The organism is Pseudomonas sp. FH4 (assembly GCF_000510915.2).
Lineage (GTDB): Bacteria > Pseudomonadota > Gammaproteobacteria > Pseudomonadales > Pseudomonadaceae > Aquipseudomonas > Aquipseudomonas brenneri.
In genome coordinates this window covers 1-15,298 of the sequence record NZ_AOHN01000007.1, presented here as the reverse complement: position 1 = coordinate 15,298, position 15,298 = coordinate 1, and the positions used below count along the sequence as shown (strand labels likewise).

At 58.8% G+C, this 15,298-nt stretch carries 14 protein-coding genes, 1 tRNA gene and 2 pseudogenes; 12 read left to right on the top strand and 5 right to left on the bottom strand.

Annotation, left to right across the window (positions count from 1 at the left end):
• Positions 1–9 precede the first annotated feature (9 nt).
• Positions 10–249 carry a sulfurtransferase TusA family protein gene (locus H097_RS04910; protein ID WP_029299077.1) on the top strand — a complete coding sequence of 80 codons (240 nt, stop codon included), beginning with the start codon at positions 10–12 and terminating at the stop codon, positions 247–249.
• A gap of 143 nt (positions 250–392) precedes the next feature.
• Here the strand turns inward: H097_RS04910 and H097_RS04905 are convergent, their stop codons facing one another.
• Positions 393–866: a peroxiredoxin gene (locus H097_RS04905; RefSeq protein ID WP_032857879.1), complete on the bottom strand. Its 474-nt coding sequence runs from the start codon at positions 864–866 to the stop codon at positions 393–395.
• 10 nt (positions 867–876) lie between these two features.
• Positions 877–1,437, bottom strand: a complete 561-nt coding sequence (locus H097_RS04900) for a glycine cleavage system protein R (RefSeq protein ID WP_032857877.1) — start codon at positions 1,435–1,437, stop codon at positions 877–879.
• Positions 1,438–1,697: 260 nt separating this feature from the next.
• On the opposite strand from H097_RS04900, the gene dapA reads away from it, so the two are divergent.
• From dapA to H097_RS04875, 5 genes are all read left to right on the top strand, one after another.
• Positions 1,698–2,576 carry a 4-hydroxy-tetrahydrodipicolinate synthase gene (dapA, locus tag H097_RS04895; RefSeq protein WP_032857876.1) on the top strand — a complete coding sequence of 293 codons (879 nt, stop codon included), beginning with the start codon at positions 1,698–1,700 and terminating at the stop codon, positions 2,574–2,576.
• Positions 2,577–2,593: 17 nt separating this feature from the next.
• A complete protein-coding gene (gene bamC, locus H097_RS04890) occupies positions 2,594–3,709 on the top strand; it encodes an outer membrane protein assembly factor BamC (protein WP_032857874.1) in 1,116 nt (371 codons plus the stop codon).
• A gap of 4 nt (positions 3,710–3,713) precedes the next feature.
• Positions 3,714–4,472, top strand: a complete 759-nt coding sequence (locus tag H097_RS04885; RefSeq protein ID WP_032857872.1) for an MBL fold metallo-hydrolase — start codon at positions 3,714–3,716, stop codon at positions 4,470–4,472.
• A 28-nt stretch (positions 4,473–4,500) separates the two neighbouring features.
• Complete coding sequence (gene purC, locus H097_RS04880) at positions 4,501–5,214, top strand: phosphoribosylaminoimidazolesuccinocarboxamide synthase (RefSeq protein WP_003211975.1); 714 nt, start codon at positions 4,501–4,503, stop codon at positions 5,212–5,214.
• An 83-nt stretch (positions 5,215–5,297) separates the two neighbouring features.
• Positions 5,298–5,387: transfer RNA gene (locus H097_RS04875), tRNA-Ser, on the top strand.
• A 148-nt stretch (positions 5,388–5,535) separates the two neighbouring features.
• Here the strand turns inward: H097_RS04875 and H097_RS27525 are convergent.
• From H097_RS27525 to H097_RS04865, 3 genes and pseudogenes are all read right to left on the bottom strand, one after another.
• Positions 5,536–6,258: an HNH endonuclease signature motif containing protein gene (locus tag H097_RS27525; RefSeq protein WP_082445527.1), complete on the bottom strand. Its 723-nt coding sequence runs from the start codon at positions 6,256–6,258 to the stop codon at positions 5,536–5,538.
• A 101-nt stretch (positions 6,259–6,359) separates the two neighbouring features.
• Positions 6,360–6,508, bottom strand: a pseudogene (locus H097_RS28610) (integrase); the annotation flags it as partial.
• A gap of 80 nt (positions 6,509–6,588) precedes the next feature.
• A complete protein-coding gene (locus tag H097_RS04865) occupies positions 6,589–7,038 on the bottom strand; it encodes a DUF2846 domain-containing protein (RefSeq protein ID WP_050593312.1) in 450 nt (149 codons plus the stop codon).
• 644 nt (positions 7,039–7,682) lie between these two features.
• Between H097_RS04865 and H097_RS04860 the strand changes: the two genes are divergently transcribed.
• The 6 genes and pseudogenes from H097_RS04860 to H097_RS04835 all read left to right on the top strand — a co-directional run.
• Positions 7,683–8,948, top strand: a complete 1,266-nt coding sequence (locus H097_RS04860) for an OprD family porin (protein WP_050593308.1) — start codon at positions 7,683–7,685, stop codon at positions 8,946–8,948.
• Between the two features lie 57 nt (positions 8,949–9,005).
• Entirely contained in the window at positions 9,006–10,370 is a 1,365-nt protein-coding gene (locus tag H097_RS04855; protein ID WP_050593307.1) for an MFS transporter, read from the top strand.
• Positions 10,371–10,541: 171 nt separating this feature from the next.
• Complete coding sequence (locus H097_RS04850; protein WP_032857866.1) at positions 10,542–12,647, top strand: 3-hydroxyacyl-CoA dehydrogenase NAD-binding domain-containing protein; 2,106 nt, start codon at positions 10,542–10,544, stop codon at positions 12,645–12,647.
• A 40-nt stretch (positions 12,648–12,687) separates the two neighbouring features.
• Positions 12,688–13,884: an acyl-CoA dehydrogenase family protein gene (locus tag H097_RS04845; RefSeq protein ID WP_032857863.1), complete on the top strand. Its 1,197-nt coding sequence runs from the start codon at positions 12,688–12,690 to the stop codon at positions 13,882–13,884.
• A 12-nt stretch (positions 13,885–13,896) separates the two neighbouring features.
• A complete protein-coding gene (locus H097_RS04840; RefSeq protein WP_032857860.1) occupies positions 13,897–15,036 on the top strand; it encodes an acyl-CoA dehydrogenase in 1,140 nt (379 codons plus the stop codon).
• A 31-nt stretch (positions 15,037–15,067) separates the two neighbouring features.
• A pseudogene (locus tag H097_RS04835) lies at positions 15,068–15,298 on the top strand (electron transfer flavoprotein subunit beta/FixA family protein); the annotation flags it as partial.

Here is a 15,298-nt window from a genome sequence, read left to right as displayed (position 1 = left end):
AGCAAAACCATGACCGATGCTGTAAACCACGACGCCGAGCTTGATGCCAGTGGCCTCAACTGCCCGTTGCCACTGCTCAAGGCCAAGATGGAGCTCAATCGGCTGGCCAGCGGTGCGGTGCTCAAGGTGATCGCCACGGATGCGGGTTCCCAGCGCGACTTCCGCACGTTTGCCAAGCTGGCGGGGCATGCGCTGTTGCACGAAGAGGCCGATAACGGCGTGTATCGTTACTGGTTGCGCAAGGCCTGAGCAGGCTTGGAGGAGGGTGCTGTTTGCTTTGATTGTGGGTGTTGCCAAGGGCCCCGTCGCGAGCAACCCCGGCTCCCACATTGACCGGGTTGTCGTGCCGAGCACCGATCCAATGTGGGAGCTGGCTTGCCTGCGATAGCTATTTAGGCCTTGTCCAGCGCCTGCGCCGCCGCCAAAACAGCATCCACATGCCCCGGCACCTTCACGCCGCGCCATTCCTGGCGCAGCACGCCATTTTTGTCGATCAGGAAGGTGCTGCGATCCACCCCCATGTATTCCTTGCCGTACAGTTTCTTCAGCTTGATCACATCAAACAGCTGGCAAACTGCTTCATCCTTGTCGCTGATCAGCTCGAAGGGGAAGGCCTGCTTGGCCTTGAAGTTCTCATGGGACTTCACGCCGTCCCGAGACACGCCAAACACTTCGGTGTTGGCCGCCTGGAAGGCTGCGTACTGGTCACGAAAACCCTGGCCTTCAGTGGTGCAGCCTGGCGTGCTGTCTTTCGGGTAGAAATACAGCACCACTTGCTTGCCCTTGAGCCCGGCGAGGCTGAACGTCTGCCCGCTGGTCGCCTGGGCTTCGAAGTCGGCGACCGGTGTGTCGATGGCTACAGCCATGAAAACTTCCTTACATTGGGTTCTGTGGGCGCCACGGTTCAATCAGTGCGTCCAGGTTCAGCGCATCGGCGAAATCCAGGAACTGGTCACGCAACCAACTGATCTGCACACCGGCCGGCAACGTCACGGTAAAGGTGGCATTGAGCATGGTGCCGCCGGTCTGTGGCGCCTGGTAGGTATCGCAGGTCAGGTTTTCCAGCTCCACGTTATGGTCGATAAAGAACTGGCACAGTTCATTGACGATGTCCGAACGGTAGGCCGAACTGACATAGGCCACGTACGGCAGCGCCTGGGGACGGTTCTCCAGGGCCGCACTGCGCACCACATTGACGGTGAAGTCGTGCTTCTTGGCCAGGGTCGGCAAGCCGGCTTCCAGGCGTGCCAGGGCGTCCCAGCTTCCGGAAATCTGCAGGACCAGCGCACTGCACTCGCCATGGCGAGTCAGGCGTGAGGTCACGACGGCGCAGCGATTCTCATGGCTGGCGCGGCACAGGACGTTAGTCAGCTCCATGGGGTTGGCGCCAAGGGCACTGATAACAAGGAATTGTTCGCGGACTGTGGGGGTGGACATGCAGCATTCCTAAAGCGATGAGCGGTCGATACGAACGTGCGGTACCGATCAAAGGATCAAGGGTAGCGAAAAGTGCCGCCAAGGGCTAGGACGTGGCGTTTTCATTGCATATTCAGTGGCCGTTGGCCGTGCTTTGGCCCAATGATGGCATTGCCGGCAACTAAGTTGATCCAGAACGCATCCTCAGAGGGTACTTCGCTTGTGCAAGCATCTTGGCGCCAGTACCATTACGGCTCTCTTTTTCCGGCAGGAGCGGTTGCATGATTGCGGGCAGTATGGTGGCACTGGTCACACCCATGGATGCACAAGGTAATCTCGACTGGGACAGCCTGGGCAAACTGGTGGACTTTCACCTGCAAGAAGGCACCAACGCCATTGTGGCCGTCGGCACCACGGGTGAATCGGCCACGCTTGATGTGGAAGAACACATCGAGGTGATCGAGTTTGTGGTCAAGCGCGTTGCAGGGCGTATCGCGGTTATTGCCGGTACGGGCGCCAACTCGACGCGCGAAGCGATCGAGCTGACCAAGAACGCCAAGAAAGCCGGTGCCGATGCCTGCCTGCTGGTGACGCCGTACTACAACAAGCCGACCCAGGAAGGCTTGTACCAGCACTTCAAGACCATCGCCGAAGCCGTCGACATCCCGCAGATCCTCTACAACGTGCCAGGTCGCACAGCGTGCGACATGCAAGCTGCGACCGTGATCCGCCTGTCGACCGTGCCGAACATCATCGGTATCAAGGAAGCCACGGGCGACCTGCAGCGCGCCAAGGACATCCTGGCCGGCGTGAGCAGCGACTTCCTGCTGTACTCCGGCGACGACGCCACGGCGGTGGAGCTGATCCTGCTGGGTGGCAAGGGCAATATCTCGGTGACCGCCAACGTTGCCCCGCGTGCCATGAGCGAGCTGTGCGCCGCCGCCATCGCCGGTGACGCCGTGACCGCTCGCGCGATTCACGAGAAGCTGATGCCGCTCAACAAGACACTGTTTATCGAATCCAACCCTATTCCCGTGAAATGGGCGCTGCATGAAATGGGCCTGATGCCGGACGGTATCCGTCTGCCGCTCACCCAACTCAGCCCAGCCTGTCACGAACCGCTGCGACAGGCCCTGCGCCAGTCCGGCGTCCTGGTTTAATTGAGGAAGCATTACGCATGAAGCGATTGGCCGGACTTTCCGCACTTGCCTTGATTATCTCCAGCACCAGTGGCTGCGGTTGGATCTGGGGCCCGGAAGGCTACTTCCGTGACCGCGGCAGCGATTACCTGGAAGCACAACAAACCGCACCGATGCAATTACCGCCGGACGTCAACGTCGCCAAGCGCCTTGACCCGTTGCTGCCGATCCCGCGCAACGTGGCCGACGACACCGTCAAGGGCGAGTACGAAGTGCCGCGTCCACAGCCGATTTCGGCCCTGGCCGATGCCAGCGACTACAGCCTGCAGAAAAGCGGCGATTCACGCTGGATCATGGCCCAGCGCCCACCAGCCGAAGTCTGGCCGGTGGCGGTGCAGTTTTTCCAGGACAATGGCTTCCGTATTGACGAGCAACGTCCGCAGACCGGTGAGTTCACCACTGCGTGGCAGCAGCCGAACGAATTGTCGGCCAACATGGCCAAGCGCTTGCAGTCCGGTGGTGTCGCCGCCGGTAGCGAAAGCCGCATCCGTGTGCGCATCGAGCCAGGCGTGCAGCGCAATACCAGTGAAGTCTACGTGGTCAGCGCCGAGCGTCCTGCCGGCAGCACCGCCAACGTCGAGTTCACCAATCGCTCGGTCAACAGCGGTGTTGATGCTGCGCTGGTCGACGAGATGCTTGCCAGCATGAGCCGCATCTCCGAGAAGGGTGGTTCCGTTTCCCTGCTCGCCGCCCGTGACTACGACACCCCTAGCCGTGTCAGCCTCACCGAAGACGGCAGCGGCAACGTTGTGCTCAACCTGGGTGAAGACCTGGACCGTGCCTGGGCCAGCGTCGGTCGTGCCCTGGAGCAAGGGCCATGGCGTGTCGAAGACATCAACCGCAGCCTGGGCCTGTACTACATCAACGTGGCTGAAAAGGCCGAGAAGAAAGACGACGAGCGTGGTTTCTTCAGCAAGTTGTTCGGCAGCGAGCCGACCAAGGAAGAGATCGAGACCCGCGCCGAGCGCTATCAAGTACGCTTGAGCAAGGTCGGCGACAACGTGCAAGTCACCGTCGAGAAAAACATCAACACCGTGGCACCAGCAGAAACGGCGCGCAAAGTGTTGGGCGTGATTCAGGACAACCTGGGCTGATCCGATGCGTTTTGCTGTTCTCGGCAGCGGTAGCCAAGGGAACGGCACGCTTGTAGCCCATGACGATACGTACGTCCTGGTGGATTGTGGTTTCTCCCTGCGGGAAACCGAGCGACGCCTGCTGCGCCTGGGGGTTCACCCCGCGCAGCTGAGCGCGATTCTAGTGACCCACGAACATGCCGACCACGTGCATGGCGTGGGTTTGCTGTCTCGGCGCTACAATCTTCCGGTGTACCTGAGTCGCGGCACCTTGCGCGGGATGCGCAAACCCATTGAGCCCGCAGGTTTCCTGGCCGGTGGCGAGCAACTGCAGATCGGAGCCTTGAGCATCGACGTGATTGCCGTGGCGCATGATGCCCACGAGCCCACGCAATATGTATTCAGTGATGGCGAGCGCCGCTTTGGCCTGCTTACCGACCTGGGTTCCTACTGCGCCAAGGTGCTGGAAGGCTATCGTGACCTCGATGCGTTGATGATCGAGTCCAACCATTGCCGTGACCTGCTGGCGCGCGGTCACTACCCGTACTTTCTCAAGCAGCGGGTCGGTGGCGAACTGGGACATTTGAACAACCACCAGGCGGCGTACCTGGTGTATGAGTTGGGCTGGCAAGACCTGCAACACCTGGTCCTGGCCCACCTGAGCAGCAAGAACAACCTGCCGCAGCTTGCCCGGCAATGTTTTGTCGACACCCTCGGGTGCGACCCGGACTGGCTGCAACTGGCCGATCAAGATTCAGGGCTCGACTGGCGACATATCGCCTAGCCCACCTACTTACCAAGCGGAGCCCATCATGGAAAAACGTGAAGAACTCTACCGCGGCAAAGCCAAGTCGGTGTACAAGACCGACGACGCCAACCGCTTGATCCTGCTGTTTCGCAACGACACCTCGGCGTTCGACGGCAAGCGCATCGAACAGCTCGACCGCAAGGGCATGGTGAACAACAAGTTCAACGCCTTCATCATGCAGAAACTCGAAGCGGCCGGCATCCCGACCCAATTCGACAAACTGCTGGGCGACAACGAATGCCTGGTGAAAAAACTCGACATGATCCCGGTCGAGTGCGTCGTGCGTAACTACGCCGCCGGCAGCCTGGTCAAGCGCCTGGGCGTGGAAGAGGGCCTCAAGCTCAACCCTTACACGTTCGAACTGTTCCTCAAGGACGACGCCAAGGGCGACCCGTTCATCAACGAATCCCACGTCGTGGCATTCGGCTGGGGCACCGCTGAGCAACTGGCGCGAATGAAAGAACTGTCGCTCAAGGTCAACGACGTCCTGAGCAAACTGTTCGACGACGCCGGCCTGCTGCTGGTGGACTTCAAACTGGAATTCGGCGTATTCCACGACGGCTCCATCGTCCTGGGCGACGAATTCAGCCCGGACGGCTGCCGCCTGTGGGACAAAGACACCCGCAAGAAGATGGACAAAGACCGCTTCCGCCAGGGCCTCGGTGACGTTATCGAAGCCTACGAAGAAGTCGCCAACCGTCTCGGCGTACCGCTGTAATCGACGCAAGCATCTGATAGCACGGAAAAAAATTGCTTCGGCGCTTTGCTTCCACGAAACAGGCTGTTATGATGCGCGCCGTTGGAGAGATGCCAGAGTGGCCGAATGGGACGGATTCGAAATCCGTTGTACCTTCACCGGTACCTAGGGTTCGAATCCCTATCTCTCCGCCATTATTGAACAAGACAAAGCCCCCGTAATTGTTATTGATTACGGGGGCTTTTTCGTTTCTGGCGTTCAAGTTAGGGCATTTTTAGGGCAAGCGCCGATTAAATACTCCCTGCACTTCGATCAAACACCTGTTCGCTCTCAACGTTCTGATCATCCAAAATGCATGCGCCTGTGACAGTTCGGACAGAGGGCAATTGCGTTCTCTACCGAGTCATCGCCGTTATCTGCCAAGCGAATTAAATGATGCACCTCAAGGTATGCGGTGCCATTTGATCGCCGGTGAAAGGGCGCTGGCTCACCGCAGTCTTCACAAACACCTTGAGCTCGGTCAAGAACCTCTACGACGACGTCAGCGTTGCGATAGTAGTCGTGGACGATACGTACGGAACGTTTTGGTTTTTTTGTGGCGAGCGCCAACCGCTGGCGTCGAAGTGCGGGATCATCCAAAGACGATGCACGTACTCGACTCTCAAGATCAAGTTCGGACTGAAGAACTTGAGCCGTATGTGCGAGCTGCAACTGGAACTCTTGGAGTAGGGCTTGTAGAGCGATAAGTGTTTTGCCACGACCAGCAAAGTATTCCAAGTGACCTTTTACGGACTGAAGGGCAGTGAGCAAATCATTTGCTCCACCAGTAGCGATAGTTTCGAGCATCACTCGGACAGCGTTCACAGATACCGTTGCTTTCCAAGGTGTACCGCGACGTAGGTGTGGGTAGCAATTCAAGTAAGCGTTGGCGGTGTGTGGTGCGAACTGGTACGTAGTCGTTAGGAGATTGAATGCAGCAGCGCGTCGTAAGTGACCGCTTTCTACGCGTAGCGCAAGGTCCAGCGCAATCGCAGCATCTGCTTCTGAAACAAAGTTGCGAGACATGAAATACTCTTTGGGAATGGGGGCGTATCGTCATGTAAAGAAACAGGGTCGTTGCTCTCATGAAATGACGAATTAGAGAGATTGTGACTGCACGGCGAAGTCTAGTTTCGAAATCCCAACATGTTCGACATGATCCCCGCCATGATCTTCGTATCATTGGGGGCCACCGTCCATAGTGCTTTCTCACCATCGTCGTATCGTCATGGCCAAGTTGTCTGGCGACCTATTCAATGGGGACATAGTTTGAAAGCATCAGCTATACAGGCTGTGAATCAGAGGTAAGGCGTCCTGTGAGCTCTGCGAATGTGCCCACAGGATTATCTCGCGACGTTACTGCGAAGCTGCCAGCTCGCATTTTTGCAGGTGTGCTTGACCTACAGCTTCAGGGACGACAGTGAGGCTGGCACCACCTACGAACACCCCCATCTTTATTGACTGACGTATGTAGTAGTTCTTTCCACCTACAGCGACTAGGTTGATCAGGTTATCGCTGAACTCTGATTCTGTACCAATCGTATGGCTACCAGCGTTTACAAGTCGGTAGAAGTAAACGCGGTTAGCTGTCTCTCCAATCGCCTTGCCATCCACAGTCACAGTCTTCTTCAAGCCCTGTCCTGCGAAGCTATCCCGATAAATGTACAGTCCGGCTTGGTCCTGTGGGGGGGCTGAGAAGGTCTTGAGCTTGGCGTCCGCATCAGGGGCGCCCATTGGCACGGATGCGCAGCCGGTGAGGAAAGCGAAGCCAATACTACCTACAAACATCTTAATGCGAGAGTGCATCGTAAGTCCTTTATCGGTCTGGGCTTTATCAGGTTTCAGGCGACTCCAAGTCGCCATAGATATCATTATGCCATGATCGAGTGGCCGCATCAGATACTAAAGAGGTTCAGGAGCGGGTTGCCTGTCTGCTGGGTATCGACGACGCCCTGAAATGTACAGCGGTAAGCCAGCGGTCACCTTACCCAGCCTGCTGAAACGCCCGTTCGATGTCGTAGAACCCAACAAAGTTTGGGGCACCGACATCATCCAACGTCGAAACCTGACCATCAATCAAAGCACGATCTCCACTTGACGCTTAGAAAGACGTCGGCAGCAGCCGCCATCTTCTAAAGCCTTCTTTCCAGGTTTGGCTGCCGTGTTCTGATGATTTGCGGTGGGTGTTTTGCCTGGCGAAATGCTCGATCAAATGACGACCAGGCTTTTATTAAAAATAATAAATATAAAACAATCACTTACCCATTAAGCGATTTTGTTTTCCTGGCAGCACTTTACTTAAATTTCGCGAAATGCTTATATTTTGTCGTTAATTCAAAATACGATTTCGCACAGCGAAACTTATTGGATTATAAAAGCTGTAGCGCGCCTTTGCCCCTGGCAAGGCGCCGCAGGAGCTTCACACATAACAACAAAAATAGGGCTGCATCATGGAGCGCCATTCCCGCGTTATTGCCACGTGTCTGCTGTTTTCCATTGGGCAAATTGGCCTGTCAGCATCGGCGCAGGCTGGTTTTTTCGAGGACAGCAAGGCCAGCGTCGAGCTGCGCAATTTCTACATCAATCGCGACTACAGCCAGGCCAGCACCACTCAATCCAAGCAGGAAGAGTGGGCCCAGGGCTTTTTGCTGCGCTACGCATCAGGGTTCACTGCAGGCTCTGTCGGCTTTGGGCTGGATGCGATCGGTTTGGCCGGTTTGAAGCTCGACTCCAGCCATGATCGCGCCGGTTCCGGTTTGTTGCCTCGTCAACGAGATGGCCGTTCAGTCGATGAAAGTGGCGCCCTTGGCCTGACTGCCAAGGTGCGGGCGTCCAAGAGCCTGCTCAGGATCGGTACGCTGCATCCGCGTTTGCCGGTGGTGCAATTCAATGACACGCGTTTGTTGCCGCAAACGTTCGAGGGGGTGCATTTGAATTCCCAGGAGTTCGCCAATGTGACCGTCGATGCGGGCCAGATCCGCCAGGTGACCCAGCGCGATTCGACCAACCGGGAAGACCTGACGCCGTCAGTGGCCAACGCCAAGGGCATTCGTGTGACCAAGGGCGCGACCACCGATGAGTTCAACTTTGCCGGTGTCGGTTACAAGTGGAGCAACCAGTTAAGCGGCAATTACTTCTACGGTGAGCTCGACAGTTTTTATCGCCAGCACAATTTCAGCCTGTTGCATCTATTGCCACTGGGCGAAGGGCAGTCGCTCAAGAGTGACGTGCGCTACGCAAGGTCGACTAACCAGGGCAACAGCAATATCGACAACACGGCCCTGGCGGCGATGCTCACCTACACCCTGGGCGGTCATGCCTTTGGCCTGGCCTATCAGAAAATGAGTGGCGACACCGGCTACGCCTATATCCATGGCGCCGATGCCTTCCTGCCCAACTTTGTTTCCAATAACGACTTTGCCAATCGGGACGAGCAGTCCTGGCAGGCCCGCTACGACTTCAACTTCACCGCTATCGGTATCCCGGGCCTGACCTTCATGACCCGCTACCTCTATGGCAGCGGGATTGAGCTGGGTGCTGGCAAGCCGACCGGTTCGGAATGGGAGCGCGATACCGATATCGCCTACGTATTCCAGAGCGGCACGTTGAAAAACCTGGGGGTTAAGTGGCGTAACTCGTCCCTGCGCATGAATCACTTTGGCAGTGACCTGGACGATAACCGCCTGATCGTCAGTTACACCTTGCCACTCCTGTAGTCGAGTCGATGACAGCCTTCCGGGCGGGTCCATAACAACAATGAGGTCGTAGCGGCTATGAAGAACACACTTTATCCATCACGTGTACGCGCCTGGTTCACCGTCAGTGTGCTGATGCTGGCCTACGTTTTATCGTTCGTGGACCGGCAGATTCTCAACCTGCTGGTGGGGCCCATTCGTCAAGACATGGACATCAGCGACACCCAGATGAGCCTGCTGATGGGCCTGTCGTTTGCGATCTTCTATACCTTCTGTGGCATTCCCCTGGGGCGGATTGCCGACAGCAAGAGCCGGCGCAATCTGCTGATGTGCGGGATTTTGGTGTGGAGTGGCATGACCGCCGCGTGCGGGATGGCCAAGGGTTACTGGCAGTTTCTCTTTTGCCGCATCGGTGTGGCGGCGGGCGAGGCATCGTTGGCGCCTTGTGCCTACTCGATGATTTCCGACAGCTTCACCCCTGAGCGTCGCGGCACGGCCTTCAGCGTGTACTCGACGGCGATTTATCTGGGGTCGGGCGTGGCGCTGTTGCTCGGCGGCGTCGCGGTGCATTTCGCAACCAGCCAGGGCGATATGACGTTGCCGCTGATTGGCATCGTGCGCCCGTGGCAGATGGTGTTTTTGATTCTTGGCGCCATTGGCGTGGTCTTCTCATTGTGCCTGCTGTTGCTGCGCGAGCCGGTGCGCCAAGGGGTCGGTGCGGGGCTGCAATTGCCGTTCTCGGAGTTTGTCGACTACCTGCGTAAAAACCGTCGGACCATGCTCTGCCACAACCTCGGGTTTGCCTGCCTGACCTTCACGGCCTACGGCAGCAGTGCCTGGATCCCGACTTTCTTTGTGCGTTCGTTCGATATGAGCGTGCCGCAAGTCGGGGTGATTTACGGCAGCATGCTGGCGATCTGCGGCTCCCTTGGCCTGCTGCTGGGTGGACGCCTGTGTGACTGGCTGGTCAAGCGCGGTCATCGGGACGCCCCCCTGCGCATCGCGATCCTTGCCGCAGTGCTGACTTTGCCGTCGAACCTGGGCTACTTGGTTGACGACAAGAACCTGGCCTTGGTGCTGATGGCGTTTCACGTGTTTACCGTGAGCATGCCGTTCGGTGTTGGCCCCCTGGCGGTCCAGGAAGTCGTGCCCAGCCCGATGCGCGGGCAGGCATCGGCGCTCTATCAGTTTGCCGTGACCCTGATCGGCCTGGGTATCGGCCCGACCGCCGTAGCCTTGGGCACGGATTACGTGTTTGGCAGTGATTCGGCGCTGGGTTACTCGTTGGCCGTGGTTACTGGCATCTCCCTGGTGCTGGCGGTGGTGATTTTGATGGCCGGCCTGCGCTCCTACCGCGAGAGCTTGGAGCGCCTGAAAAGCTGGGCACCCAAGGATCCTGCCGTGGTGGTGCCTGGCCGGCAGGTGCCAGCGGCTGACGCCTGAGCCTTCAAGTTCTCCCGCTGACCAAGCTGACACCCTCCAAGGTGTCAGCTTTTTTTTAATCGGAGATCTTTCCATAAACCGTTTGCCAAAACATGTCTCTTTGATAATATCGATCCGCATGTTCCGCAGCGCGGAATATAATTCCAATAAAAACAATGTGTCGAGGCTCAGATGAATTCCAGCGTCAACTACGAGCGCCAAGGCGAGGTTGCACTGATCACCCTCAACAACCCGCCGGTCAACGCCCTTGGCCAGGCCCAGCGTGAAGGCTTGCTGCGGGCCTTGCACCAGGCCCAGATCGACACGCAGGCCAAGGTGCTGGTGTTGCTGTGCAGCGGCCGCACGTTCATTGCCGGGGCGGATATCAAGGAGTTCGGCAAACCACCTCAGGCGCCGAGCCTGCCGGAAGTGGTCAACGCCTACGAACAAAGCGACAAGCCCTGCGTTGCGGTGATCCATGGCACGGCCCTGGGCGGTGGCCTGGAAATGGCCCTGGGTTGTCACTATCGAATCGCGCGCCGCGATGCCAAGGTTGGGCTGCCGGAGGTCAAGCTTGGGTTGCTGCCGGGGGCGGGTGGCACGCAGCGCTTGCCCCGTTTGGCGGGGGTGGCCAAGGCGCTGGAGATGATTGTCTCAGGCCAGCCCATCAATGCCCTTCAAGCCCGGGAGCATCAGATTGTCGATGAGCTGTTTGACGGAGATCCCTGCGCCGCCGGAATCGCTTTTGCTCAACGGGTATTGGACAGCGGCCTGGGCGTACGGCGTACCGGCGAGCAGGCTGCGGCACTCAAGGGCGTCGACAACGGCGCATTGATCGCCGCCAAGCGCGCTGACGTCGCCAAGCGTTTGCCGGGGTTCTTTTCACCACCCCGTTGTGTCGCCGCCGTAGAAGCGGCGACCTTGTTGCCGCTGGCCGAAGGTTTGCAACGCGAGCGCGCACTGTTCCAGGAATGCCTGGCTTCCGAGCAGCGTGCGGCCCTGGTACATGGTTTTTTTGCCGAGCGCCAATGCGCTCATATCGACGACTTGCCCAAGGACACACCCGTGCGTGCCATTGAACGCGTCGGGGTGATCGGTGGCGGCACCATGGGCGTGGGCATCGCCTTGAGTTTTGTCAGCGCCGGTATTGCCGTGATGTTGATGGAAGTCGACGAGCCCGCCCTGCAGCGGGCATTACAACGCGCCCGAGAAACCTGCGAAGCCAGCGTCGCCCGTGGCAGCTTGAGCCCTGCCGTGATGGAGCAGCGCCTGGCACTGCTGCATGGAGGGGTGGACTACAGCGAACTGGCCACTGCCGACCTGGTGATCGAGGCGGTGTTTGAGAGCCTGGAGGTCAAGCGCCAGGTATTCGAACGCCTGGATCAGGTGTGCAAGCCCGGCGCGATCCTTGCCAGCAACACCTCGTCGCTGGATCTGGATGTTATCGCCCGCTTCACGTCACGGGCTGAAGACGTGGTGGGCCTGCACTTTTTCAGCCCGGCCAACGTCATGCGTCTGCTTGAAGTCGTGCGCGGTCGGCACACCGGTCTTGAGGTGTTGGCCACGGTCATGCAACTGAGTAAGAGGCTGAACAAGATTGCCGTGGTGGTGGGCGTCTGTGATGGCTTTGTCGGCAACCGGATGATCTTCCAGTATGGCCGCGAGGCCGAGTTCTTGCTGGAGGAGGGCGCTACCCCGGAGCAGGTTGATGGTGCCTTGCGCAACTTCGGCCTGGCCATGGGCCCGAATGCCATGCGCGATCTGTCCGGGCTGGATATTGGCTGGAGCATTCGCCAACGCCAGCGCGCCACGCTGCCATCGAACTACCCGCTGCCCGATGTCCTCGACACGTTGTACGCGGCCGGCATGCTCGGCCAGAAGACCGGCCAGGGCTTCTACTGCTACGCCCCCGGCTCCCGCCGTCCCGAGCCCAACCCTGAACTGTTGCCATTGCTGGAGGCCGTCTCCCGCGAGAAAGGCATCGAGCGCCGCGCCTTGAGCGATGAGTACATCGTCGAGTGCTGCGTGTTCGCCTTGATCAACGAGGGCGCAAAAATTCTTCAGGAAGGCATCGCCCGGCGCAGCAGCGACATCGATGTGATCTACCTCAACGGCTACGGTTTTGCCGCCTGGCGAGGCGGCCCGATGTTTTATGCCGACAGCCTCGGGCTGGACAAGGTGCTGGCCCGTATTCGCGAGTTCCACCAACGCTTCGGCGCCTGGTGGGAGCCGGCGCCACTGCTGGAACAGCTGGCGGCAGAAGGGCGGCGTTTCGCCGACTGGAAACTGGAGTCATAACGGCCTGCTTCACGGTCTATCAACGGCTTGGAGAAACAACATGGATATTCATTTTACCGCTGAAGAACTGGCGTTTCGCGATCAAGTCAGGGCCTTCTTGAACAACAAACTACCCCAGGACCTGGCCGACAAGGTGCGCCTGGGCAAGCCCTTGTCCAAGGATGACCACCTGCGCTGGCAGGCAATCCAGAACGCGCAGGGTTGGTACGCCACCCATTGGCCAGTAGCCTTTGGCGGCACTGGCTGGGGCGCGGTAGAGAAGCACATTTACGAAGAGGAATGTGCGCTGGTGGGTGCGCCGCGCAGCATTCCGTTTGGGGTCAACATGGTAGCCCCGGTGCTGATCAAGTTCGGCACGCCACAGCAACAAGACCACTACCTGCCGCGCATCCTCAGCGGCGAGGACTGGTGGTGCCAGGGCTACTCGGAGCCCGGCGCCGGTTCTGACCTGGCCTCGCTGAAAACCCGTGCGGTGCGCGAGGGTGACGTTTACATCGTCAATGGCCAGAAGACCTGGACCACCCTGGGCCAGCACGCCAACATGATTTTCTGCCTGGTGCGTACCGACCCGCAGGCGCAGAAGCAGCGGGGTATTTCCTTCCTGCTGATCGATATGACCAGCCCTGGCATCAGCGTGCGGCCGATCATCACCCTGGATGGCGAGCACGAAGTCAACGAGGTGTTCTTCGACAACGTCAAGGTGCCGGTGCAGAACCTGGTTGGCGAAGAAAACCACGGCTGGACGTGTGCCAAATACCTGCTCACCTATGAGCGCACGGGCCTGGCGGGGATCGGCGCGTCAAAGGCCGCGCTGGCCCACCTCAAGCGCATTGCCCGCAAGCAGATGAGCGAAGGCCGGCCGATATTCGACGACCCGCTGTTTCGCGCCCAGGTCGCGGAGGTGGAGATGCAACTCATGGCCACCGAAATGAGCACGCTGCGTACCCTGGCTGCGGCCAAGGACGGCGGGGTGCCGGGGGCAGAAAGTTCGATCCTCAAGGTCAAGGGCACTGAAGTCCGCCAGGCGATCAGCCACTTGCTGCGCAAGGTGATCGGGCCGTACGCGTTGCCGTTTCTGGAAGAAGAGTTGGACCTGGATTACCCAGGCGAACCCCTGCACGCCGACTACAGCGTGGCGTTGGCCAGCCAGTATTTCAACCTGCGCAAGCTGTCGATTTTCGGCGGCTCCAACGAAATTCAGAAAAACATCGTCTCCAAGATGATTCTCGAACTGTAAGGGGCTCTGACCATGGACTTCAAACTGACCGAAGAGCAGCAAATGCTGCAAGACACGGCGACACGCCTGGTACGCGATGCCTACAGCTTCGAGGCGCGAGAGCAGTATGCCCAGAGCGATGCGGGCTTCAGCCTTGCCTTCTGGCAGCAACTGGGTGAGTTGGGGCTGACGGCAGTGCCGTTTCCCGAGGCCCTGGGTGGTTTTGGCGGGGGCGGCGTCGACACGATGCTGTTGATGACTGAGTTCGGCCGAGGCTTGTGCCTGGAACCTTATGTGGAGTCGGTGATTTATGCGGGAGGGTTACTGATGCAACTCGGCAGCCCGGCCCAGCAAGACCTGTTGCAACAAGTGGCCAGCGGACAATTGCTGCTGGCCACGGCCTTTGCCGAACCACAGAGTCACTACCACCTGAACGATGTGCAGACCCGTGCCGAACAGACGGCCGAGGGCTGGACGCTGACCGGTAGGAAAGCCGTGGTGATCGGCGGGCATCAGGCCGGCTTGATGCTGGTCAGCGCACGGGTCAGCGGTGAGAGTCGTGATGAGCAGGGCATTGGCCTGTTCTTGATTGATCCCCAGGCCGTCGGTGTCGAGCGCCGCACTTATCCTACGGTCGATGGTCGCAAAGCCTGCGACCTGTACCTGGACAAGGTGCAGGTCTCTGCTGATCAGGTACTGGGTGAACCAGGCCAGGCCTTGGCAGCGTTGCGTTATCAACAAGGGCGGGCGATTGCCGCACAGTGCGCGGATGCCCTGGGCAGCATGCAGGAAGCTTGTCGCCTGACCCTGGAATACCTGAAGACCCGTCAGCAGTTTGGTGTGGCCATTGGTCAGTTCCAGGTGCTGCAGCACCGTATGGTCGACATGCGCACCGAACTGGAACAGGCCACCAGCATGGCCATCCTGGCCGCGTGCTGCTGCGACGAAGCGCACAGCCTTGAACGCACCCGGACCCTGGCCGCCGCCAAGTTCATCGTCACCCGCGCCGCGCGCAGCATTGCCGAACAGGCAATCCAGCTGCACGGTGGGATCGGCATGACGTGGGAGTATTCCCTGGCGCACCACGCCAAACGTCTGGTGATGCTCAGCCATCAATTCGGTGACGATGACTATCACCTCAAGGCCTATGCCGCCTTGCTTGATGCCGCTTGAATGCCGTTTTTTTCACACTGAGAGATCCATTATGAAAGTCCTCGTCGCAGTCAAACGAGTGGTCGATTACAACGTGAAAGTTCGCGTCAAGGCGGACAATTGCGGCGTCGATCTGGCTAACGTCAAAATGTCGATGAACCCCTTCTGCGAAATCGCTGTGGAAGAAGCCGTACGCCTGAAAGAAAAGGGCATCGCGACTGAAATCGTCGTCATTTGCGTAGGGCCATCCACTGCTCAAGAGCAGCTGCGTACCGCTCTGGCG

What these genes read in the sequence shown, in the direction of transcription:
- H097_RS04910 (WP_029299077.1), top strand. Translation starts at nt 10, where the DNA reads ATGACCGATGCTGTAAACCACGACGCCGAGCTTGATGCCAGTGGCCTC.
- H097_RS04905 (WP_032857879.1), bottom strand. Translation starts at nt 866, where the DNA reads ATGGCTGTAGCCATCGACACACCGGTCGCCGACTTCGAAGCCCAGGCG.
- H097_RS04900 (WP_032857877.1), bottom strand. Translation starts at nt 1,437, where the DNA reads ATGTCCACCCCCACAGTCCGCGAACAATTCCTTGTTATCAGTGCCCTT.
- dapA (WP_032857876.1), top strand. Translation starts at nt 1,698, where the DNA reads ATGATTGCGGGCAGTATGGTGGCACTGGTCACACCCATGGATGCACAA.
- bamC (WP_032857874.1), top strand. Translation starts at nt 2,594, where the DNA reads ATGAAGCGATTGGCCGGACTTTCCGCACTTGCCTTGATTATCTCCAGC.
- H097_RS04885 (WP_032857872.1), top strand. Translation starts at nt 3,714, where the DNA reads ATGCGTTTTGCTGTTCTCGGCAGCGGTAGCCAAGGGAACGGCACGCTT.
- purC (WP_003211975.1), top strand. Translation starts at nt 4,501, where the DNA reads ATGGAAAAACGTGAAGAACTCTACCGCGGCAAAGCCAAGTCGGTGTAC.
- H097_RS27525 (WP_082445527.1), bottom strand. Translation starts at nt 6,258, where the DNA reads ATGTCTCGCAACTTTGTTTCAGAAGCAGATGCTGCGATTGCGCTGGAC.
- H097_RS04865 (WP_050593312.1), bottom strand. Translation starts at nt 7,038, where the DNA reads ATGCACTCTCGCATTAAGATGTTTGTAGGTAGTATTGGCTTCGCTTTC.
- H097_RS04860 (WP_050593308.1), top strand. Translation starts at nt 7,683, where the DNA reads ATGGAGCGCCATTCCCGCGTTATTGCCACGTGTCTGCTGTTTTCCATT.
- H097_RS04855 (WP_050593307.1), top strand. Translation starts at nt 9,006, where the DNA reads ATGAAGAACACACTTTATCCATCACGTGTACGCGCCTGGTTCACCGTC.
- H097_RS04850 (WP_032857866.1), top strand. Translation starts at nt 10,542, where the DNA reads ATGAATTCCAGCGTCAACTACGAGCGCCAAGGCGAGGTTGCACTGATC.
- H097_RS04845 (WP_032857863.1), top strand. Translation starts at nt 12,688, where the DNA reads ATGGATATTCATTTTACCGCTGAAGAACTGGCGTTTCGCGATCAAGTC.
- H097_RS04840 (WP_032857860.1), top strand. Translation starts at nt 13,897, where the DNA reads ATGGACTTCAAACTGACCGAAGAGCAGCAAATGCTGCAAGACACGGCG.